23 protein-coding genes are annotated in these 20,723 nt (G+C 73.4%); 14 read left to right on the forward strand and 9 right to left on the reverse strand.

Translation table 11 applies throughout. The annotated features are described in order from the left end of the window. Positions 1-18: 18 nt before the first annotated feature. The 3 genes from IRX98_RS15425 (at position 19) to IRX98_RS15435 (ending at position 3,965) form a co-directional block, all read left to right on the forward strand. Positions 19-1,308 (forward strand): ABC transporter substrate-binding protein, encoded by a 1,290-nt coding sequence (locus IRX98_RS15425; RefSeq protein WP_224278235.1) that lies wholly within the window; start codon positions 19-21, stop codon positions 1,306-1,308. Positions 1,309-1,401: 93 nt separating this feature from the next. Next, positions 1,402-2,790, forward strand: coding sequence for a class II 3-deoxy-7-phosphoheptulonate synthase (locus tag IRX98_RS15430; protein ID WP_224278236.1), 1,389 nt, complete (start codon positions 1,402-1,404; stop codon positions 2,788-2,790). 173 nt (positions 2,791-2,963) lie between these two features. After that, the gene (locus IRX98_RS15435) at positions 2,964-3,965 is read left to right on the forward strand and encodes a threonine aldolase family protein (RefSeq protein ID WP_224278237.1); all 1,002 of its coding nucleotides are present in this window, start codon (positions 2,964-2,966) and stop codon (positions 3,963-3,965) included. On the opposite strand, the gene IRX98_RS15440 is transcribed toward IRX98_RS15435, so the two are convergent. The 5 genes from IRX98_RS15440 to IRX98_RS15460 form a co-directional block, all read right to left on the reverse strand. After that, entirely contained in the window at positions 3,943-4,941 is a 999-nt protein-coding gene (locus tag IRX98_RS15440) for an NADase-type glycan-binding domain-containing protein (RefSeq protein ID WP_224278238.1), read from the reverse strand. The genes IRX98_RS15435 and IRX98_RS15440 overlap by 23 nt on opposite strands. 71 nt (positions 4,942-5,012) lie before the next feature. Next, positions 5,013-5,912 carry a DMT family transporter gene (locus IRX98_RS15445; protein WP_224278239.1) on the reverse strand — a complete coding sequence of 300 codons (900 nt, stop codon included), beginning with the start codon at positions 5,910-5,912 and terminating at the stop codon, positions 5,013-5,015. Positions 5,913-5,929: 17 nt separating this feature from the next. Beyond that, complete coding sequence (locus IRX98_RS15450; protein WP_224278240.1) at positions 5,930-8,092, reverse strand: Stk1 family PASTA domain-containing Ser/Thr kinase; 2,163 nt, start codon at positions 8,090-8,092, stop codon at positions 5,930-5,932. A 131-nt stretch (positions 8,093-8,223) separates the two neighbouring features. Next, entirely contained in the window at positions 8,224-9,018 is a 795-nt protein-coding gene (locus tag IRX98_RS15455; protein ID WP_224278241.1) for a lytic transglycosylase domain-containing protein, read from the reverse strand. 172 nt (positions 9,019-9,190) lie between these two features. Continuing rightward, positions 9,191-9,991, reverse strand: coding sequence for a glycoside hydrolase family 16 protein (locus tag IRX98_RS15460; protein ID WP_224278243.1), 801 nt, complete (start codon positions 9,989-9,991; stop codon positions 9,191-9,193). A 113-nt stretch (positions 9,992-10,104) separates the two neighbouring features. On the opposite strand from IRX98_RS15460, the gene IRX98_RS15465 reads away from it, so the two are divergent. The 3 genes from IRX98_RS15465 to IRX98_RS15475 are packed head-to-tail and all read left to right on the forward strand — an operon-like array spanning position 10,105 to position 11,443. Continuing rightward, the gene (locus tag IRX98_RS15465) at positions 10,105-10,509 is read left to right on the forward strand and encodes an Rv2175c family DNA-binding protein (RefSeq protein ID WP_224278245.1); all 405 of its coding nucleotides are present in this window, start codon (positions 10,105-10,107) and stop codon (positions 10,507-10,509) included. Beyond that, on the forward strand, positions 10,509-11,012 hold the full coding sequence (locus IRX98_RS15470; RefSeq protein WP_224278247.1) for a guanyl-specific ribonuclease: 504 nt from the start codon (positions 10,509-10,511) through the stop codon (positions 11,010-11,012). Before IRX98_RS15465 ends, IRX98_RS15470 begins: the two co-directional genes overlap by 1 nt. Continuing rightward, positions 11,009-11,443 carry a barstar family protein gene (locus IRX98_RS15475; RefSeq protein WP_224278249.1) on the forward strand — a complete coding sequence of 145 codons (435 nt, stop codon included), beginning with the start codon at positions 11,009-11,011 and terminating at the stop codon, positions 11,441-11,443. The genes IRX98_RS15470 and IRX98_RS15475 overlap by 4 nt, the downstream gene beginning before the upstream one ends. 13 nt (positions 11,444-11,456) lie before the next feature. Here IRX98_RS15475 and IRX98_RS15480 read toward each other — a convergent pair whose 3' ends face one another. Then, positions 11,457-12,521, reverse strand: coding sequence for a polyprenyl synthetase family protein (locus IRX98_RS15480; protein ID WP_224278251.1), 1,065 nt, complete (start codon positions 12,519-12,521; stop codon positions 11,457-11,459). A 64-nt stretch (positions 12,522-12,585) separates the two neighbouring features. On the opposite strand from IRX98_RS15480, the gene metF reads away from it, so the two are divergent. Further along, positions 12,586-13,476 carry a methylenetetrahydrofolate reductase [NAD(P)H] gene (gene metF, locus IRX98_RS15485; RefSeq protein ID WP_224278253.1) on the forward strand — a complete coding sequence of 297 codons (891 nt, stop codon included), beginning with the start codon at positions 12,586-12,588 and terminating at the stop codon, positions 13,474-13,476. A 37-nt stretch (positions 13,477-13,513) separates the two neighbouring features. After that, complete coding sequence (locus tag IRX98_RS15490; RefSeq protein ID WP_224278256.1) at positions 13,514-14,122, forward strand: SIMPL domain-containing protein; 609 nt, start codon at positions 13,514-13,516, stop codon at positions 14,120-14,122. 9 nt (positions 14,123-14,131) lie between these two features. On the opposite strand, the gene IRX98_RS15495 is transcribed toward IRX98_RS15490, so the two are convergent. From IRX98_RS15495 to IRX98_RS15505, 3 genes are read right to left on the reverse strand one after another with little or no spacing between them, the layout of a single operon-like run. Then, positions 14,132-15,433, reverse strand: coding sequence for a phytoene desaturase family protein (locus IRX98_RS15495; RefSeq protein ID WP_224278258.1), 1,302 nt, complete (start codon positions 15,431-15,433; stop codon positions 14,132-14,134). Between the two features lie 9 nt (positions 15,434-15,442). Then, the gene (locus tag IRX98_RS15500) at positions 15,443-16,045 is read right to left on the reverse strand and encodes a DUF4126 domain-containing protein (RefSeq protein WP_224278260.1); all 603 of its coding nucleotides are present in this window, start codon (positions 16,043-16,045) and stop codon (positions 15,443-15,445) included. A 3-nt stretch (positions 16,046-16,048) separates the two neighbouring features. Further along, complete coding sequence (locus tag IRX98_RS15505) at positions 16,049-16,540, reverse strand: YbaK/EbsC family protein (RefSeq protein ID WP_224278263.1); 492 nt, start codon at positions 16,538-16,540, stop codon at positions 16,049-16,051. Positions 16,541-16,585: 45 nt separating this feature from the next. On the opposite strand from IRX98_RS15505, the gene IRX98_RS15510 reads away from it, so the two are divergent. The 6 genes from IRX98_RS15510 (at position 16,586) to IRX98_RS15535 (ending at position 20,629) form a co-directional block, all read left to right on the forward strand. Then, complete coding sequence (locus IRX98_RS15510) at positions 16,586-17,053, forward strand: hypothetical protein (protein WP_224278265.1); 468 nt, start codon at positions 16,586-16,588, stop codon at positions 17,051-17,053. A 181-nt stretch (positions 17,054-17,234) separates the two neighbouring features. Continuing rightward, positions 17,235-17,561: a DUF6504 family protein gene (locus IRX98_RS15515; RefSeq protein WP_224278267.1), complete on the forward strand. Its 327-nt coding sequence runs from the start codon at positions 17,235-17,237 to the stop codon at positions 17,559-17,561. A 9-nt stretch (positions 17,562-17,570) separates the two neighbouring features. Then, a complete protein-coding gene (locus IRX98_RS15520; RefSeq protein WP_224278269.1) occupies positions 17,571-17,984 on the forward strand; it encodes an SAV_6107 family HEPN domain-containing protein in 414 nt (137 codons plus the stop codon). Positions 17,985-18,264: 280 nt separating this feature from the next. Further along, the gene (locus IRX98_RS15525) at positions 18,265-18,855 is read left to right on the forward strand and encodes a methyltransferase domain-containing protein (RefSeq protein WP_372456094.1); all 591 of its coding nucleotides are present in this window, start codon (positions 18,265-18,267) and stop codon (positions 18,853-18,855) included. A 21-nt stretch (positions 18,856-18,876) separates the two neighbouring features. Further along, a complete protein-coding gene (gene dinB, locus IRX98_RS15530) occupies positions 18,877-20,055 on the forward strand; it encodes a DNA polymerase IV (RefSeq protein ID WP_224278273.1) in 1,179 nt (392 codons plus the stop codon). A gap of 127 nt (positions 20,056-20,182) precedes the next feature. Then, entirely contained in the window at positions 20,183-20,629 is a 447-nt protein-coding gene (locus IRX98_RS15535; RefSeq protein ID WP_224278275.1) for an SCO2097 family morphological protein, read from the forward strand. Positions 20,630-20,723: the final 94 nt, after the last annotated feature.

Consider the following 20,723-nt stretch of genomic DNA (forward strand, 5'->3'; position numbering starts at 1 on the left):
CACACAAAGGAGAGCACCGTGAAGTCAAGGAAGTCAGCAGTGCTGCTGGTCGCGCTGGCGCTGCTCGCCACCGGTTGTCGCGGTGGCGGGGAGGACGACGGCGGATCCTCGGCCGTCGACGCGCCGGGGGTCACCGACGAGGCATGCCCCGATGCGGTCAACGCCGACAACGGGTGCATCTACCTCGGCACCATCTCCGACCTGACCCAGGGGCCGTTCGCCCCGCTGGGCGTGCCGATCACCGAGGCGCAGGCCGCGTTCTGGAACCGCGTCAACGAGGACGGCGGCATCGGTGGCTACGACATCGACGTCACCACCTACGTCAAGGACAACCTCTACAACCCGCAGACCCACCAGCAGGTCTACGGCGAGATCGAGGGCGAGGTGCTGGCGCTCGCGCAGACGCTGGGCTCGCCGACCACGCTGGCGATCATCCCCGACATGGACCGCGACGAGATGATCGGCGCCCCGGCGTCGTGGACCTCGCTGTGGGCCTTCGAGGACGCCATCTTGGAGTCGGGTGCCAACTACTGCGTCGAGGGGATGAACGCCGTCGACTACATGGTCGCGGAGCGGGACATCTCCTCGGTGATGGCGGTCGGCTTCCCCGGCGACTACGGCGGCGACGGAGCCGCGGGCGCGGAGATCGCGGCCGAGGCCAACGGGATCGACTTCACCGGTGTCGAGACTGCCCCCGGCCAGGAGGCCCAGGCGGGCGCCATCAGCGCCATCGTCAAGCAGGACCCCGGCCTCGTGCTGCTCGGGACCGGGCCCACCGAGACCGCGGTCATCGTCGGACAGGCGGCCGCGCAGGGCTTCGAGGGGCAGTTCATCGGCCTCGGCCCGACGTGGAACCCGGCGCTGCTGGAGACCCCGGCCGCCCCGGCTCTCGAGGCGCTCTACATGCAGTCCGGCTACTGGGGACCCTTCGGAACCGACACCCCCGGACACCAGGCGATGCGCGACGCGCTGGGCGACGTGGCCCAGCCCAACGACGGCTACACGGCCGGCTGGGCATGGTCCTACCCGCTGAAGGCGGCGCTGGAGGAGTGGCTCGAGGGCGACTACGACAAGGACCGCGGAGGACTGCTCGAGGCGGTGCAGTCGCTCGAGACGATCGACTACGAGGGGATGCTCCCCGAGGAGGCCGGCAACCGGACGGGTGACCCCGACGAGACGATCTTCCGCGAGTCGGTGCTGAGCAAGGTCGACCCGTCCGCCCCGTCCGGCGTGGCGATCGTCGAGGACTTCGGCGCCGGTCCCACGGTGTCCGAGCACACCTTCGAAGGAGCGTGCTTCGAGGGCTGATCCGACGTCGGACACAGACGGTGCCCGGACCCTGACCGCCCGGAGAGCGGTCAGGGTTCGGGTGCGGTCGCTCCGCCGCCGTACCCTTGTGGGGTGAGTGCCATCCCCACCCTCGAGCAGCTGCACGCGCTCGGGCCCCTCCAGCAGCCCACCTACCCCGACGCCGGGGCGGTCGATGCTGCCGTGGCCCGACTGAGGACCGCGCCGCCGCTGGTGTTTGCGGGCGAGTGCGACGACCTCACCGCGAAGATCGCCGCGGTCTCCCGCGGCGAGGCGTTCCTGCTCCAGGGTGGTGACTGCGCCGAGACCTTCGCGGGCGTGACGGCCGACAACGTCCGCAACAAGCTGCGGGTGCTGCTCCAGATGGCCGTCGTGCTGACCTACGCCGCCTCGGTGCCCGTCGTGAAGCTCGGTCGCCTCGCCGGGCAGTACGCCAAGCCGCGCAGCAGCGACTTCGAGACCCGTCCCTCGCCCGACGGCCCGGTGACCCTGCCGGCCTACCGCGGCGACGCGGTCAACGGCTACGACTTCACCCCCGAGTCGCGCGTGCCGGACCCGCAGCGACTCGTCGACGTCTACAACTCCTCGGCCGCGACGCTGAACCTGGTGCGCGCGTTCGTCACCGGCGGCTACGCCGACCTGCGCCAGGTGCACACCTGGAACACCGACTTCGTCCAGTCCTCGCCCTTCGGCCAGCGCTACGAGGCGATGGCCGACGAGATCGAGCGCGCCCTGACCTTCATGAAGGCCATCGGCGCCGACCCCGACGAGTTCCACCGCGTCGACTTCCACTCCAGCCACGAGGCCCTCCTGCTGGAGTACGAGCAGGCCTTGACCCGCATCGACTCGCGCACCGACGAGCCCTACAACGTCTCGGCCCACTTCGTGTGGATCGGCGAGCGCACCCGCCAGCTCGACGGCGCCCACATCGAGCTGCTGTCGAAGATCAAGAACCCGATCGGCATCAAGCTCGGGCCCACGACGACCCCTGACGACGCGCTGGCCTACTCCGCGCGCCTCAACCCCGACAACACCCCGGGCCGCCTCACCTTCATCACCCGCTTCGGCGCCGGCAAGATCCGCGACGGGCTCCCCGCGCTGGTGGAGAAGGTCACCGCCGAGGGCCTCAACGTGGCGTGGGTCTGCGACCCGATGCACGGCAACACCTTCGAGGCGTCCTCGGGCTACAAGACCCGCCGCTTCGACGACGTGATCGAGGAGGTCCAGGGCTTCTTCGACGTGCACCGCAGCCTCGGCACCTGGCCCGGCGGCGTCCACGTCGAGCTCACCGGCGACGACGTCACCGAGTGCGTCGGCGGCGGCGAGGAGATCGACGAGGCCCAGCTGGCCAACCGCTACGAGTCCGTCTGCGACCCCCGCCTCAACCGGGTCCAGTCCCTCGAGCTGTCGTTCCTCGTTGCAGAGATGCTGCGAGCAGCCGGTCGCGAGGGACGAGCGAGCGGCGTGCGCGAGCAGGGTTGAGCAGCCCCGCCGGGTGAGCCTGCGAACCCGGACGACGGGCGTGACGAAACACGGCCCCGGAGGCAGAGACCCCCGGGAGCGGTGCGTGAGACAGGTCCTGGGCGTTCGGAACGTGTCTGGCTCACCGCCGCCCGGCGGGTCGGCTCCGCCGCGCCACGGGTAGGTTCGCCCCCGTGATCGACCTGCGCTCCGACACCCTCACCCGTCCGACCGAGGCGATGCGGGCCGCGATGGCCCGTGCCGAGGTCGGCGACGACGTCTACGGCGAGGACCCGACGGTCACCGGCCTGCAGGAGCACGTGGCCGGGCTGTTCGGCCACGAGGCCGCGCTCTTCACGCCGACCGGGTCGATGGCCAACGTGCTCGCCGTGGCGAGCGTCGTGCAGCCGGGCGAGGAGGTGCTGTGCGAGTCGTCGGCCCACATCGCCCGCGCCGAGCTGGGCGCCCACGGCGCGATCAGCGGCATCACGATGCGTACGTGGACCGGTGAGCGCGGCCGTGTCGACCTCGCGGCGATCGAGGGCCTGCACGCGCCCGACATGGGGCCGTTCTTCGTGCGCACGGCGGCGGTGTCGGTGGAGAACACCCACAACTTCGCGGGCGGCACGGTCGTCCCGATCGACGACCTGCGCGACCTGCGCGCCTGGGCGGACACGACCGGCACGCGGGTGCACCTCGACGGAGCCCGGCTGTGGAACGCCCACGTCGCCACCGGCACGCCGCTGGCGGACTACGGCCGGATCGCCGACGTCCTCGCGGTCTGCCTCTCCAAGGGCCTCGGAGCGCCGGTGGGATCGCTCATGGTCGGCTCGGCCGACGCCATCGACCAGGCCCGCGTGCGGCGCAAGCGGATGGGCGGCGGGATGCGCCAGGTCGGCATCCTGGCCGCGGCCGGGGCGTACGCCCTCGCGCACCACGTCGAGCGGCTGGCCGACGACCACGCCCACGCCCGGCTGCTCGGCGAGGCGCTCGGCCTCCACCCGGCCGCCGTCGACACCAACATCGTGGTCGTCGACCGGCCCGACGCAGCGTCCTTCGTCGCGCGCGCGGCCGAGGAGGGCGTGCGGATCGCGGCGGTCGGTCCCCGGGCCGTACGGCTCGTGACGCACCTCGACGTGTCGCGGGCCGACGCCGAGCGGGCGGCGGTGGTGCTCAGCCGGCTCGGCGACCGATGACCGAGACCTCGCTGATCGCGGTGTAGTCGCGACCGAGGTTGCCGCTGCCCGGCGGCGTCACCGACGTGATCGTCACGGTGACCGTCGAGGTCTCCACCGGCGGCACCTTCATCAGCTGCATGGCGGGTCGCTCGGCGAACGTCTGCTCGACCTCGGTGCCGTCCTCGAAGGTCCAGGTGACGGCGAGGATGCGTCGGTTGTTGGGGTACCAGTCGACGCCGGCGACCTGCTTGGCGTAGCCGTTGACCAGCCCCACGCGGGTGACCACCCCCGGCTCGGCCAGGGTGATGACGACCTGCTCGCCGGTGGCGTCGCCGGCGGTGCGCCACGTCGTGGCCGGGTTGCCGTCGGCCATCTGGGAGGCCTCGTAGGCCACCAGGGTGCCGTCGAAGTCGGTGGTGGCGGGAGCGGTCGCCGGCACCCCGAAGGTCGCGGACTCCGCGAGGTCGAGGCGCTTGCCGACACCCCTCGGGACGTCGCTCGCAGGGGCGGACGGGTCCTCCTCGACCGCAGCACTGGCGCTCGACGGGTCGGTGTCGGGGTCGGACGCGGTGACGTCGCCGTCGGTGCCGAAGACACGGATCAGCACGACCACGAGGACGACCAGGGCGACGGCGAACGCGACCCAGACCGCCCAGGCCCATCCGCGCACCGGGTCGTCGGCCGCGAAGTCGTCGACCTCCTCGTAGGGGAGCAGGTCGTCGCGGGGGTCCCACGTGCGGCTGCGTGCGGGGCGTACGTCGGCAGGCGGGGGCTCGGACGGCGCGGGACCGGACGGCGGGGGCTCGACGGGACCGGTCGGGGGGACCGGCGTCGGGTCGGCCGCCTGCACCGGCACCTCCGCCGGCTGCTCGGCCTCCGCCGGGGCAGGGGCAGGGGCAGCAGGGGTGGGCGCCGGAGCACCGATCGGGTGCCCGCAGTTGAGGCAGAACCGGCCCACGCCGAGCTCGGCCCCGCACGCCACGCAACTGTCCACGGCCCCACCCTAGGCGGGCGGGTCCACCGCGTCCGGTGGTCTGCGAACGTCGGAGGCCGGGCGGCCGGGCCTCAGACCGCGATGTGCGGGACCTCGCCCTCGACCACACGCCGTGGGGCGAGCTCGACGGTCAGCATCGCGACGAGCACCATCGACCCGCCCAGCAGCAGGCGCGTGGTGACGTCCTCCCCACCCAGCCAGACGGCGAAGAGCGAGGCGAAGACGGGCTCCATGCTCATGATGATGGCGCTGCGCGTGGGCGGGAGGTGGGCCTGTGCCCAGGTCTGGGCGAGCAGTCCGAGCGCGCCGACGACGACGGCCATGTAGACGACCGAGATCCAGTCGCTCGTGCGGTCGGGGAGCACGATCCCGTCGTGGGCGGTGGCCACGGTGCAGATCACTGCGATCACGATGATCTGCAGGATCGTCATGCCGACCGCGTCCTGGGCCGTCGACCACGCGCCGAGCCCCACGATGTGCAGGGCGTAGAGGACTGCGGAGGCCAGCGTGATGACCTCGCCGTAACCGATGCTGAAGCCGCGCAGGGCCAGCACGCCGAGCCCGATCGTGGCCAGCAGCACGGCGGCCCACGTGATCGGCGGGATCCGGGTGCGGAGGATCGCGGCGGCGAGCAGCGGGGTGAAGACGACGTACAGCCCGGTCACAAAGCCGCTGATGCTCGCCGGCGTGTGCGCGAGGCCGGCGGTCTGCAGGATCTGCGCGACGCCGTAGAGCACGCCCAGGACGACGGCGTGGCGGCGCACCACCGGGGAGAGGCGACCGAGCGCGCGGGGTGCGACGATCAGCAGCGCCACTGCCGCGATGCTGAATCGCACGGCCAGGAAGTCGAGCGTCGGCACCCGGTCGAGCAGGTCCTTGATGAGGAAGAACGTCGAGCCCCAGCAGGCTGCGATGGCCAGCAGCGCGGCCGCCGCGAGCAGGGTCGTACGCCGGGTCTGCTCGTGCTCCACGGAGGAAGGCTAGGACCTCAGATGAGGAACAACGTGATCGTCGAGCCCTTCGGCACCGACTCCCCGGACCCGGGGTCGGAGCTGAAGACGAAGCCGAGTCCGAGGTAGCCGTCGGCCTCGTCGGTCTCGACGGCGAAGCCGAGTCCTTCGAGCAGCGACGTCGCGGCCTCGACGCCCATCGCCCGCACGCGCGGGACCTCGACGAGCTCGGGGCCCTGGGAGACGACGAAGGAGACGGTGTCGCCGCGGAAGAGGGTGCCGCCGGTCGGGTCCTGGGAGATCACGAACCCCTCGGGAACCGTGTCGCTGAACTCCTCGCCGGCCACGCTCACCTCGAGGCGCCGCGCCTCGAGCGCCTCCCGGGCGTCGTCGAACGACTTGCCGGTGAAGTCCCTGACCTCGATCGGCTTGCGGCCGCGGCTGAGCACCAGGTCGACGACTGCACCCGGCTTGAGCGTGGTGCCGGCCTTGGGCGAGGTGCGGATCACCTGCCCCTCGGGCACGGTCTCGCTCCACCTGCCGCGGCTCTCGCCGAAGACGAGGTTGGTCGCGGCCAGCGCGTCCTGCGCCTGGTCCTCGGTGCTCCCCTCGAGGGCAGGTACGTCGTAGCGCTCCGGTCCCAGGGACAGGACGAGAGCGACGGTCCCTCCGCTGAGGACCCGGTCGCCGGGGCCCGGGTCGGTGCCGATGACGAGGCCGGGGGCGACGTTCTCGGAGTAGGCCGGCTCGCCCTCCTCGACCTCCAGGCCGGCGGCCTCGAGCTCGGCGGTCGCGGCGGCCTGGTCGAGGTTCAGCACAGCGGGGGTGGTGGTGTAGCGCGCCCAGCCGAACCAGTAGGCACCGACGCCGATGCCGGCCACCAGCAGGAGCGCGAGCAGCAGGAGGATCGGGCCCTTCGCCGAACGGCGCCGCGCGGTCGTCCCGACCGGCGCGACCCTGGACGGGGCGCGCCCCGGTGCGGGGCGCGGGGCGGAGGCCGCAGCCGTCGGGCGCGCGGCTGCGGTCATCGGCTCGGTCACCGGGGCGGGCTCCGGCGCGGTGGGAGCAGGAGCAGCAGAGGTCGGCACGAGGTGGCGCTCGAGCGCGGTCGTGCGGTCGGGGCTGCCGTCGTCGACCAGCCCGGAGTCGCGGGGGTCGACCTCGGTCAGGAGCGCGAGGGCGCCGGCGTCGAACGGCTCGGGGGTGGTGTCGTTGCCGACCGGGCCGGCGTCGTCGGCCTCGGGCGTACGCCGGGGGAGCAGGTCGGAGGTCAGGTCGGGGTCCGAGGCCAGGCCGTCACGCAGCGCCTGCTCGACGCGGTGCAGCTGGTGCAGCAGCACGCCTGCGTCGGCGGCGCGGTGCTCGCGGTCGCGCGAGGTGGCGCGCGCGACGAGCGCGTCGACGTAGTCGGGGATGCCGGGCTGCACCGCCGAGGGCATCGGCACGTCGTGGTGGACGTGGCGGTAGGCGACCTGGATCGGCGACTCGCCCTCGTGGGGCTTGCTGCCGGTGAGCAGCTCGTAGAGGACGACGCCGGCGGCGTAGACGTCCGCCCGCGCGTCGGCCCGCCCGTCGACGACCAGCTCGGGCGCGAGGTAGGACACCGTGCCGATCAGCACGCCGCCGGTCGCGGTGTGCTGGGTGTCGGCGCTGACGGCCTTGGCCAGGCCGAAGTCGGCGACCTTGACGCGACTACCGTGGGCCTCGTCGGCGATGAGCACGTTCTCGGGCTTGACGTCGCGATGGATCAGGCCGGCACGGTGGGCGGCGGCGAGGGCGGACACCACCGGCTCGAGCAGCGCCAGCGCCCGGGCCGGCGGCATCGGCGCCTCCTTGCGGATGACGTCGCGCAGGGTGTGCCCGGGGACGTACTCCATGACGAGGAAGACGGTGTCCTGCCCGTCCGAGGTGTCGTCGCCCTGGTCGTAGACCCCCACCACGTGGGGGTGGTTGAGCCGGGCCGCGGCGCGGGCCTCGCGGACGAAGCGCTCGGCGAACTCGCGGTCGTCACCGAGGCCGGGGTGCATCACCTTGACCGCGACCGTGCGGTCGAGGCGGGTGTCGGTGGCCTCGTAGACACTGGCCATGCCACCGCGGGCCACGCGCGGGCCGATGCGGTAGCGACCGTCGAGCAGCCGGCCGACCAAGGGGTCGCCGGAGCCGCCGGACGCAGCCGCGCGGGCGTGCTCGGATGGCTCCACTGCTCGACCTCCAGCGCCGGATCGCACAAGCGGACGGGGAAGGATCCGGCGTGCTCATCGTACGGAAGTGCGGGGCGCGGCCACGCGCAGGCGCGGTCCCGGCGTGGCGCGCCGCACCCGGCCCGCCACGCTCAGGACGGCGGGCGGCCGTCCTCGAGGCGGCGCTTGATGGCCTCCACGTTGTCGACGTAGGTGCGGGTCTCGTCGTAGAGCCCGTGGCGCTGCACCGCGCCGAGGCCCTGGTAGTAGGCGCCTATCTTGTGCGTACGCCGCTGCGTGTGCGCCGACAGCACCTTGAGCAGCAGCACGCCGGCCTGCGCGTTTTCGCCGAGCTTGCGCAGCCGCAGCGAGCGTCCGGCGTACTGCTCCATCCAGCGCGCGGTCGACGGCAGGACCTGCATGGCGCCGATGGCGTTGGCGCTGGAGACCACGCCCATCTGCCAGCCGGACTCCTGCCATGACACGGCGAGGGCGAGCTGGGGGTCGACGCCATGGCGGCGAGCGGCTCCCGCGACCACCCGCCGGACCTTCTCCCGGTCCGCGTCGGGGTGCTGCCACATCGAGGTGGCGCGCCCGCCGTCGCGACCGTCGCCGTCACGCCCGACCACGGGGATCTCGATCCGGTCGCCGACGCGCAGCGAACCGCCGCCGTCGAGGTGGTTGTGGGAGACGATCTCGGCCGTCCACGCGTGGAAGCGCACGGCGAGGCCTGACGCGGTGTCGCCGGGCTGGACGACGTGGGACCGGAGGGTCCGGTCGGCGGGCAGCCGCTCGTGGTCGGCGTGGGCCGGCGTCGCGGTCAGCACCGTGGCGAGCGAGGCGGCCAGGACGCCGACGGCCGTGGCGAGCGCGCTGGCGCGGGGTCGGTCGTGTCGGGGCCGGGGCTGTCGGGGGTGGAGATGTCGGGATTGGTCTGCTCGGGGCACGGGGGTTGCTCCTCGTCCCGTCCGCTGCGCCCGGGGCACGAGGTCCCGGGAGGGAAGCGCGCGAACGAAGCAATCGACGCTACCGACCGCCGTACGTCGAACGCGAACGGCGGCCGGGTCGGGCGTGTCGCCCGACCCGGCCGCCGTGCGGCTGGTCGTCGTGGTGCAGCGGTCAGCAGGCGCCGTTGAAGGTGCTGAGCTCGAGCTGCGGGGCCTTGATCGACTTCTCGTTGGGCGCGCGCATCGACCAGTAACGCATCCAGTCCATCTGCATCCGGGCCGGGTCCATCTTCTTGCCGCCCTGCGCGCGCAGCTCGAACTTCAGCTGTCGCGGCACCGGGTCCAGCGCGCCGGCGCGGCGCTCGGTGTTGATGACGTGGCCGTCGACGAACCAGGAGACGTGGTCCTTCGCGACCTCGACTCCGTAGGTGTGCCACCGGTCGTTGCGCAGGTGCCGGCCGAGGAATCCGCGGTAGGAGCTGTTCGGGAGCGTGTGGACGTAGGACTTCACGGTGTTGGTGCCGAGGGTGAAGTTCTCGATGCCGATGTCGCGTCCGCCGCAGTGCTGGTCGCGGGTGCCGCCGGGGACGAGCTCGGTGACGACCTTGAAGGGCTTGCCGCCCTTGACCTTCGACATGGTGCGGGCCCGCATCCGGATCTCCCAGCGGCCGTAGGTGTGGCCCTTGAGGTCGAGCGTGGCGGACACGCTGCCGCGCCGGGTGCTCATCAGCGTGAGCATGCCGTTCTGGGTGCGGACGACCCCGCGGCCCTTCTTCTTCCAGAAGGCCGGCTTGGGCCCGATGAACTCCTGGCGGAACACGCCGTGCTGGTACCAGCCGAAGGTGTTGCCGGCGTGGACCGGTCCGGGGGCGCCGTCGTAGTGGTCGGCCGAGGCGGGGGCGACGACGGGGGAGAGTGCCAGGGCGAGCATGCCCACGAGGGCTGCGGCGAGGGCAGATCGGAGGGGGTGCATCCACGACACGCTACGGATCCGGTGCCGGGGCGACAACTCCGTCCACGGTCCCTCAGCGTGTGCCGGTGCGCCGCGACTCACCGCCTGCGTCCCTCCTCGCCTAGGCTGCGGGCATGAGCGAGCGCAGTGAGCCGGCCACCCCCGGCACGAGTGACGTCCCCCTCGCCGAGCGTGACCTCGCCGCCCTCGTCACCGAGTGGCTGGACTGGGGCCAGGTGGCATCGCTGCTCGGCGTGACGCCGGCCAAGGTCCGCACGATGATCCGCGAGCACGAGCTTGCCGCCGCCGTGCCCAGGCCGGGTGCGGGCCCGTGCGTGCCGGCCGACTTCTTCCAGGACGGGCTGATCGTGAAGGGCCTGCCCGGCCTCCTCACGCTGCTGCACGACCACCGCTTCGACGACCGCGAGTGCATCGCGTGGCTCTTCACCGACGACGACCTCCCGGGGCGCCCGATCGACGCGCTGCGTGAGAACCGCGGCAGCGAGGTCAAGCGGCGCGCGCAGGTGCTGGAGTACTGATGCCGGCCTCGGCCGCACGGCAGCGCTACCGGTGGGTGGTGCTGCTCGCCGCGGCCGTGATCCTGCTGGTCTCGATGTTCATCCCGGCCGACCGGGACGGCACCGACCCCAGCGCCGGCAGCGGGACCAGCGACGCGCCGTCAGAGCTGTTGCCGCAGCTGGACGAGGCGGTCTCCGACGCCCCGACCACCTTCCCGTCCACCGGCTCGGCGAGCGGCCTCCCGCTCGTCGGGCTCTCCGACCTCCCGCCGGAGGCCGCCCGGACGGTCGAGCTGATCGAGGCCGGCGGGCCGTTCCCCGAGCCCGAGCACGACGGCGGGGTGTTCGGCAACCGCGAGGAGCTCCTGCCCGACCGACCCAGCGGCTACTACCGCGAGTACACCGTGCCGACGCCCGGCTCGTACGACCGTGGCGCGCGCCGCATCGTGGCCGGCTCGCCCGGCGAGTACTACTGGACCGACGACCATTACAGCTCCTTCGCCCGCGTGGACGTGGACTCGTGAGCGGGCTCGCCGCGGTGCTGGCCGGGCGCGAGGCCCCCGGCATCCACACGTGGCACGGCGCCTTCGACGCCGCCGACGTACGCCACAGCGTCGAGCACGCCGGGTGGGGCTTCGCCCACGTCGATGGCTGGACCCGGGGGGACACCAAGGCAGGCTTCCTCGACGCCGTCGGGGATGCCCTCGACTTCCCCGGGCACTACGGCCGGAACTTCGACGCCCTCGCCGACTGCCTGCACGACATCGGCGCCGGGCGCGACGGGGTCGTCCTGCTCTGGGACGGGTGGGCCACCCTGGCCCGCGCCGACGAGCGGGCCTTCAGCATCGCCCTCAGCGTCCTCGGCTCCCGGGTCAACGACGACCGGGGCGTGCCGTTCACGGTCCTGTTGCGCGGCGAGGGCCCGGTGCTCCCCGGGATCACCAGCCTCGACTGAGGCCCCTGCGCGCTCAGACGGTGCGCTGGGTCGCTGCGGCCGCGAGCTCGGTGAGCACCACGCGGGCACCGCCGTCGATCTCGGCCGCGTGCAACGTCTCGACGGCATGGTCGGCCAACGAGCCGATCACCGCCTCGACCTGCGCGCGGGCGCCGGAGTCCTCGATGATCGCGCGCAGCTCCTCCACGTCGGCCGCGTCGAGCGGGGTGCCGAGCGCGGCATCGAGACGCCGGGCGGCGGCCGGGGGAGCGGCGTCGAGGGCGAGCGCGACGAGCACCGTGCGCTTGCCCTCCACGAGGTCGTCGCCGGCCGGCTTGCCGGTCGCGGCCGGGTCGCCGAAGACGCCGAGCACGTCGTCGCGCAGCTGGAAGGCCTCGCCGAGCGGCAGGCCGAAGCGGCCCAGCTGCTCGAGCTGCGCCGCGGTGGCACCGGCGAGGCCGGCACCGATGTGGAGCGGTCGCTCGATGCTGTACTTCGCGGACTTGTAGCGCAGCACGGTCATCGCCGTGTCGACGTCGGCGTGGCCGCGGGCCTGGACCGAGACGTCGAGGAACTGCCCGGCGATCACCTCGGTGCGGCAGAGCTCGAGGAGCGCCATGCCGGAGGCGACGTCGTCGGCGGCGAAGCCGGAGCCCCGCAGCAGGTCGCCGGACCAGCCAAGCAGCAGGTCGCCGAGCAGGATCGCCGCGGCGGCGCCGTACTGCTCGGGATCCCCGCGCCAGCCGGCCGCGCGGTGCTCGCCCTCGAAGGCGCGGTGCGTGGCCGGACGGCCGCGCCGCGTGTCGGAGGCGTCCATGAGGTCGTCGTGGACGAGCGCACTGGCGTGCAGCACCTCCAGCGCCGCGCACGCGCGGGCCAGCGCAGCGGCGTCGGCGACGTCGGGCTGCACGGCGCGGTAGCCCCAGTGGCAGAAGGCGGCACGGAACCGCTTGCCGCCGCGCACCGCCGTACGCGCCTCGTCGATCAGGCGACCGGCGTCGGGGCCCAGCGGCGCGAGCTCGGCGGCGCGGCGGTCGAGGAAGGCATCCAGCACCTGCTGGACCTGGTCGCGGAAGGATGCGGGGTTCCAGGTCGTCACGTCATGGAGCCTAATCAGTGGACAAGGGCACCGGCGCATCGCGGGGCTCCGTAGGCTTGCGCCCATGAGCGACGGACGGGGCCTGAGCATGCGCGACCTGCTTGCGCGCGGCGAGCGGTCCTTCTCCTTCGAGTTCTTCCCGCCGAAGGACGAGGCCGGCGAGGAGCAGCTCTGGCAGGCCATCACTGACCTCGAGCCCTACGGCCCGACCTTCGTCTCGGTGACCTACGGCGCCGGCGGCACCACGCGCGACCGCACCGTCGCCATCACCGAGCGCATCGCCCGCGAGACCAGCATGCTGCCGGTCGCGCACCTGACCTGCGTCGGCCACACGGTCGAGGAGCTCACCACGATCCTCGACGACCTCAGCCGGGCCGGCGTGCACCACGTGATGGCGCTGCGCGGTGACCCGCCGAGCGGTCCCGGGAGCCCCTGGACGCCGACCGAGGGCGGCCTGACCTACGCCAACGAGCTGGTCGCGCTGATCCGCGAGCGGGCCGACATGCGCATCGGTGTCGCGGCCTTCCCCGAGGGGCACGTCGACGCGGTCGACCTCGAGACCGACGCCCACGTGCTGAAGGCCAAGCACGACGCCGGCGCCGAGTTCGCCGTGACCGACATGGTGCTGCGCGCCTCCGACTACGTCGGCCTGGTCGAGCGGGCGCGAGCGGTGGGCGCCGACCTGCCGATCATCCCCGGCATCATGCCGATCCTGAACCTCCGCTCGATGCAGCGGATGGTCGAGTTCTCCCGCCGCCAGCTGCCCGAGGAGATCACCTCCCGGCTCGAGCCGCTCGCCGACGAGCCCGAGCGGCTGCGCGCCGAGGGCATCGCGATCGCGACCGAGCTCTGTCGCGACCTGCTCGAGGCCGGCGCACCGGGCCTGCACTTCTACACCCTCAACCGGTCGAAGGCGACGCGCGAGATCTTCGCCAACCTGCGCATCACGGTGTGACCTCACGCCTGCCGCGGCTCCGGCTACGGTGGCGCGCATGATGACCGTCACCGTCACGGGGACCGGCACCGCCCGTGTCGCGCCCGACAGCGCCGTGGTCCGGCTGTCCGCGGTCGCCCGCGGCACCGGCGTCGCGGAGGCATACGAGTCCATGTCGACGGCGGGCGGTGCGGTGGTCGAGGTGGCACGGCGCCACACCGAGCAGCGCCGGATCGCCTCGACCGGGATCACCGTGTGGCCCTGGCACGACCACTCCGGCACCCGCCTGGGCTACGAGGCCCGGCACGCCTTCGCCATCGGGTGCGCCGACCTGTCCGCGGCGGGCGCGATGCTCGGCGATCTCGCGGCCGGGGTCGGCGACGCGCTCGCGGTCGACAGCGTCGGCCTCGAGGTCACCGAGGACCACGGCGCGGGGGCCAAGGCGCGCGAGGCGGCGTTCCACGACGCCCGCGACCGGGCAGCTGCCCTCGCCCGGATGGCCGGCGCGGGCCTCGGCGCCGTGCAGTCGATCGTCGAGGGAGACGCAGGGCAGGGCGGTCCGGCACCGATGCCCCGGATGGCGATGGCCCACGACGCCGGCGCGATCGAGCCGGGCGAGGCGACGGTGACGAGCACCGTCACGGTCGTGTGGGAGCTCGCCTACTGACCGCTCGTGTCAGGCGCGGCCGACCACCGCGGCCACCAGCGCCGCGCTGAGGCCGGCGAAGGGGAGTCCCGAGCCGGTGGTCGCGTGCGCGCCGGCGGTGAGCACGCCCGGGATCGGCGTACGCGGTCCGAGCCGGTCGCGCGACGTGCGCGGACCCTGCCACAGCACGCCCCACGGCGACCCACCCCACGCCTCGACGAGGTCGCGGGGGCTGCGGTCGACGCGCGCGACGACCTGCCGGCGCACGTCGATGCCCTGGCGGGCCAGCGCCAGCAGCACGTCCTCGGCGATGCGGCCGCGGCCCAGCACCGTCCAGGCCGCGGCGCCGTCGGGTGCCCGGCCCCCGGTGCGCACCACCAGCAGCGGGTCGCCGTGCACCACCACCTCGTGCGGGAGGTCCGGGATGTCACCGGCCAGGCCGACGTGGCAGACCACGGGCGGCATCGCCGGCATCGTGCGCCGGACGTACGACGCCAGCGCGGGCAGGCGGCGCGGGTCGATCGCCACCACCACGTGGTCGGCGCCCACCTCGCCGTCGGCGGTCCGGACGGCTGCCACCCGTCCGCCACGCACGACGAGGTCGAGGGCCTCGGTCCCGGTCCGGACCGTGACGCCGCGCAGCTCGAGCCGCGCGGCCATCGCGGCGCCGAGCGCGGCGAGGCCACCGGGGACCGTCCAGGCGCCGAAGCGCTGCTCGAGGTAGATGTCGACGCCGGCGTGCACCGGGGCGTTGCGCAGCTCGTGGCCGGCCATGACCAGTCGGTGCCCGGCGACGAGCCGCAGCCGCTCGTCGCGGAACGTCCGGCGCAGCCGCTTGTCCAGCGACTCGCGTCGCCCGAGGAGGTCGACCAGCTCGCGCGGGGCGACGTCGGCGTCGAAGGGTCGCTCGAACCACTCCTTGCGCAGCAGCTCCCACGCCTCGCCGTACGACGCCACGTGGTCGACCCACTGCTGCCCCAGGCCCGGCCCGAGGCCCTCGAAGGCCGCGAGCTGGGCGGCGCGGGACCCGCCGGGGACCCGGACCGACGATCCGTCGCCGAAGCGGTGCTCGCGGACCGGGTCGAGCGGCTGCAGGTCGAGCTCGCGCTCCAGCGGACGGCCGGACTTGCGGAACAGGTCGCGGACCACGGCGGGGAGCAGGGTGCTCGCGGGGCCGGCGTCCCAGGTGAAGCCGTCGTGCTCGACCGAGGTCAGGGCGCCGCCGAGGTGGTCGGCGCGCTCCAGGAGGGTGACGTCGTGGCCCAGCTTGGCCAGCCGCGCGGCCGTCGCCATGCCGCCGAACCCGCCACCGACCACCACCACGCGCGCCACGGGTGAACCCTAGGCGACCGGACCTCCGACGCCCGCGCGTGTCGGGCCCGCCTTCCACCGACGCCAGCCGCGGCGGATCAGGCGGGAGAGGAAGAACAGCATCACGAGCCCGAGCAGGAGCAGCACGCCGGCCACGGCTGCCGCCGCTCGCGGGTGCTCGAGCGAGAACCACACCACGGCCAGCACCGCGGCGTCCTCGGTGAGGCTGGCCAGGATGTTGGTCGCGGGCTCGGGGGAGGTGTTGATCGCCAGCCGTCCGCCGGCCTTGGCGAGGTGGCTGAGCAGCGCGGTGCCGCCACCGACGACGCCCAGGACCGCCTGGTCGAGCGAGGATGCCTCGCCGGCGAGCAGCACGCCGATCACGGCGCCCGCGGTGGGACGGATCGCGGTGGAGATCGCGTCCCAGGTGGAGTCGATGTAGGGGATCTTGTCGGCGACGAACTCCATCGCGTAGAGGAAGCCCGCGACCGCCAGCACGTCCCAGCGCCCCAGCGCGTCGGGGATCTCCGCGACCGTGCCGACCCGGTCGGCGATGCCCAGGACGAGGACGACCAGGTAGGCGTTGATGCCGCTCGCCCATCCGCTGGAGAAGGTCAGGGACAGCGCGTCCACGGCTCAGGCACCGTCCTGCGGGGCCTCGACGTCGACCTCGACGGCTCCCGTCATCGCCACGAGCTCGTCGTACGTCGTGGAGAAGACCGCAGCAGGGTGGCCCGCCGCGGCCCACACCACGTCGTGGCGCCGCAGCCACGGGTCGATCCAGGTGCGGACCGGCTCAGGGTGGTCGATGGGGGAGACGCCACCGATGACCTGCCCGGTGTGACGGCGCACGAACTCGGGGTCCGCGCGCTTCAACCGGCCGACGCCGATGCGCCCGGCCACCGCCGCGGTGTCGACCCGGTGGGCGCCCGACGTGAGGATGAGCACCGGCTCGCCGCCGGCGTCGAACAGCAGGCTGTTGGCGATGGCGCCGACCTCGCAGCCCAGTGCCGCCGCGGCAAGTGCGGCAGTGTGGGCGCTGTCGGGCAGGATGACCACGTCACCCGTCCCGCCGCGCCGGGTGAGCTCGCCTCGAAATGAGGTGATCGATGTGTGCTCGGTCGACATGATGCGAGCCTAGCGACGACAACCGATGAGCTTCAGGAGTGATGCATGGCGCGCGACGTGCCCCGGTCCGTGACCAACAGCGTGCGAGTGCTGGGCCTGATCGTGGCCACCTCGGGCGTGATCACCCTGCTGACCTGGCTGATGCGCGACGAGGTGATCCTCGGCTGGGCCCAGGGCAACCCGACGGCGCAGGAGCTGCTGGCCCAGGGCGGCATCGAGCAGCTGCGTGACGACCCGATCGTGCCGGGCTTCGTGGCGCTGTCGGTGGTGGCGTTCGTCGGCTTCGCCCTGCTGGCGGTGGTCCTCGCCTCGTTCTTCCTCGGCGGCCACGCCTGGACCCGTCCGGTGCTCACCGCGACCGCGGGCATCGGCGTCCTGGTGGGGGCGGTCTGCCTCGACTCCCACCTCCCCACGATCTTCGTGGTGCTCTCGGCGCTGGTCATCCTCGAGGGCCTCGTGCTCTCGTTCTTCCTCTGGCAACGCGAGACCACGGCCCACCTCCGCGACGTCTGAGCACCTCACTGCTCCAGGGTTCAGCCCGTCCCCTCCTCGGCCGCTCTTGACGCGTTGTCGGTGGGGAGGAGTAACGTTCGGGGTGTTCGAACATCTGTTCGATGCGACCCGGGTGGTGGTGACCTCGACCCCCACCTCCGCCCGGGTCGGCCCCGGGGTCGACGGAGCGTGAGGAGGCGTGATGAGGCAGTACGACGACCCTGTCGAGGTGCGACGTGGCGAGGAGCAGGACCCCGACCAGTTCCTGTGGCGCGGCCGGCTGTGGAAGGTGCGCGCCGTGGTCGCGCACTGGGTGGAGACCGGCCCGTGGTGGCAGGGCTCCGTCGACCGCGACGGCGCTGCGGGCGACCTGCTGGCCGAGCGTGAGCTGTGGCGGGTCGAGGCCGGCCGCGGCGCCCCGCCCGTCCGTCCCGTGCCCGACGAGGAGTCCCCGCCGACCTACGGCGTGTTCGACCTGTCCTTCGACTGGACCGACGGGCGCTGGCAGCTCGTCGGCAGCCTGGACTGAGGCGCCGAGATGGACCACACCCTGAGCCCCCACCTCGTCCCGGCGTCCGCCCACTCCTACCTCCAGCGCTCGGCCACCTCGCTCCACGACGCGATCACCGCGCGCGACGTGCCCACCCGCTATGCCTGCGCGCACGTCGCCGCGCTGTGCGCAGCGGCCGCCCTGCTCGCGGCACGGGCCAAGCCGGCGCCGAGGGGCCGACGGCAGAAGAACGCGTGGGTCCTGCTCGCCGAGGTCGCCCCCGAGCTCACCGAGTGGGCGAGCTTCTTCGCATCCGGTGCCGCCAAGCGCGCCGCCGCCGAGGCGGGCTCGACCCGTGCCGTCAGCGAGCGTGAGGCCGACGACCTGGTGCGCGACGCCGACCGGTTCCTCGCTGTCATCGAGCAGGCGCTCGGCCTGGTGCCGCACGCCAGCGTGGCGTGAGGTGGCGCTGGCGACCCGGCCGACACACAGGCAGGCCTCGCCCGCAGCCTGTGGCACCGCAGCCCGGGGAGCCCGGGATGACCCGGGCCGCGCCGACGCTCCCACTAGGGTTGCTCCCATGCCGCAGCCCTCTGCCAGCTCCTCCGCCAGCGAGCGTCGCCAGTCCGTGCGGACCGGCGTGGTCTGGGACGGCGTACGCCGCGTGCTCGACGCGCCCGGCGCCTTCCCCGACAAGCAGGCGCGGATCGTCGACGTCGGCGGAGGCACCGGCGGCTTCGCCGTGCCGCTGGCCGAGCTCGGCCACGCCGTCCAGGTCATCGACCCCAGCCCCGACGCGTTGGCCTCGCTCGACCGTCGCGCCCGCGAGCGGGGTGTCGCCGACCGGGTCGCCGGGCAGCAGGGCGACCTCGCCGACCTGGCCGGCCTGGTCGCGGACGCCGACCTGGTCCTGTGCCACGGCGTGCTCGAGATGGTCGACGACCCGGCGGGCTCCCTCGCGGCGATCGCGGGTGTGCTGCGTCCCGGGGGTCACCTCAGCCTGCTGGTCGCCCAGCGCCACGCTGCCGTCGTGGCACGCGCGATGGCCGGTCACTTCCAGGCCGCCCGCGAGCTCCTCGACGGCGATGCTGCGTCCGCCGGTCGGAGCGGGCACCGCTTCACCCACGACGAGGTCGTCGACCTCCTCGTCGGGGCCGGCCTCCAGCCGTCCGTCGTCCAGGCCGTGCGCGTCTTCGCCGACCTCGTCCCCGGCAGCCTCCTCGACCTCGAGCCGGGCGCGACCGCGGCGCTGGTCGAGCTCGAGCAGGCCGTGGCCACCCGCCCTGAATACCTCCCCCTCGCCGCACAGCTGCACGTCATCGCCACGCGCTGATCCCGCTGCCGGGGGCTGCCGGTGACCGACACCCCGCTCCTGCACGTCGACATGGATGCGTTCTACGCCTCCGTGGCGCTCCGCGAGCGCCCCGACCTCGTGGACCAGCCCGTCGTCGTCGGTGGCAGCGGGCGCGGCGTGGTGCTGGCCGCCAACTACGTGGCCCGCCGCTACGGCGTCCGCTCGGCGCTGCCGATGGCCCGCGTACGCCACCTGTGCCCGCACGTCGTGGTGCTCGCCCCCGACTACGCGACCTTCACGAGCGTCTCGGCCTCGGTGATGGAGACCTTCCGCGAGGTCACGCCCCTGGTGGAGGCGTTGTCGCTCGACGAGGCGTTCCTCGACGTGCGCGGGTCCGCACGGCGCCTCGGCACGCCACGCCAGATCGCCGAGCGGCTGCGCTCGGTGATCCACGACGAGCAGGGGATCACCTGCTCGGTCGGCATCGCGGCGTCGGTGTCGGTGGCGAAGGTCGCCAGTCGGCGCGCCAAGCCCGACGGGATCGTCGTGGTGCCACCGGCCGAGGTCACCTCCTTCCTCCACCCGCTCGACGTCGGCGATCTCTACGGCGTGGGGGAGAAGACCCAGGCGCTGCTGCACCGGTTCGGCCTCCTCACCGTCGGCGACGTGGCCCACACGCCGCTGGCGTCCCTCCAGTGCGCCGTGGGCGTGCACCTCGGGCGCCAGCTCCACCATCTCGCCTGGGGCACCGACCGCGGCGAGCTCACCGTCCGCTCCGGGCCCTACGAGCCGCAGCGCTCGATGGGCGCCGACGAGACCTTCGCCCGCGACACCGACGACCGGGACGTGGTCGTGCGAGAGCTCCTGCGGCTGTCGGCGCGGGTGGCCGGTCGGATGCGCTCGGCCGAGGTGGCCGGGCGCACGGTCACCCTCAAGGTCCGCTTCTCCGACTTCACCACCATCACCCGCTCGCGCACGCTGGCGGAGGCCACCGACGTGACCGTCGAGATCCACCGCGCGGTCACCCGGCTCTACGACGCGCTCGGCCTCCAGCGCGCCCGCCTGCGCCTGGTCGGCGTACGCGTGGAGGGGCTGGTGCCACGCGCCACGGTCCACCACCAGTTGGCGCTCGGGGAGCCTGATCGGGGGTGGGCGGAGGCCGACCGCGCGGTCGACCGGGCGACGCGCCGCTTCGGCGCTGCTGCGGTCCGTCCGGCGAGCCTCGTCCGTCGGGACTGACCCTGTGGTGGTGCCGCAGGGGACCCGTACGGGTGGTTCCCGTGCCCGGGTCGGGGGAATTTCACCATCACGCCTACCGTAGGTGCAGGACCGTGCCTAGACTTGAGGCACGAGGTGAGGAGGAACCGTGGAGCTCTCCGAGGAAGAACTGCGACTGCTCGAGCAGATGGAGCGCGCGCTCGTCGAAGAGGACCCCAAGTTCGCCTCGACCCTGCGTGGCACCTCGTTCCAGCGCGCCGCCCGTCGCCGCATGGTGCTCGGCGGTGGCATCCTCATCGTCGGCGTCGGTGCGCTCATCGGTGCCGTGCTCCTGGGTGACAACCCGCTGGTCCGCACCGGCCTGGGTGTCCTGGGCTTCGTCGTGATGCTCGGCGGCGCGATCCTGGCGTTGACCTCGGCCCGCAACCCCGGCCACCCGGCACCCAAGGTGCGCGCCGCCGGCAAGAGCGGTTTCGGCGTCGTCGACGGCGGTCGTCAGCACCGTCCCGGTCGTGCGGGCCGCCAGCGCTCCGGCGCTCCGTTCATGGAGCGCATGGAGGAGCGGTGGCGCCGCCGCCGCGAACGCGGCTTCTGAGCCCTCGCCTCACTGACCGGGCACTTCGTCGCGCTGACGCGCACTGACCGGGCACGTCCTCGCGCTGACGCGCACTGACCGGGCACTTCCTCGC

Source organism: Nocardioides lacusdianchii (assembly GCF_020102855.1).
Taxonomy (GTDB): Bacteria; Actinomycetota; Actinomycetes; order Propionibacteriales; family Nocardioidaceae; genus Nocardioides; species Nocardioides lacusdianchii.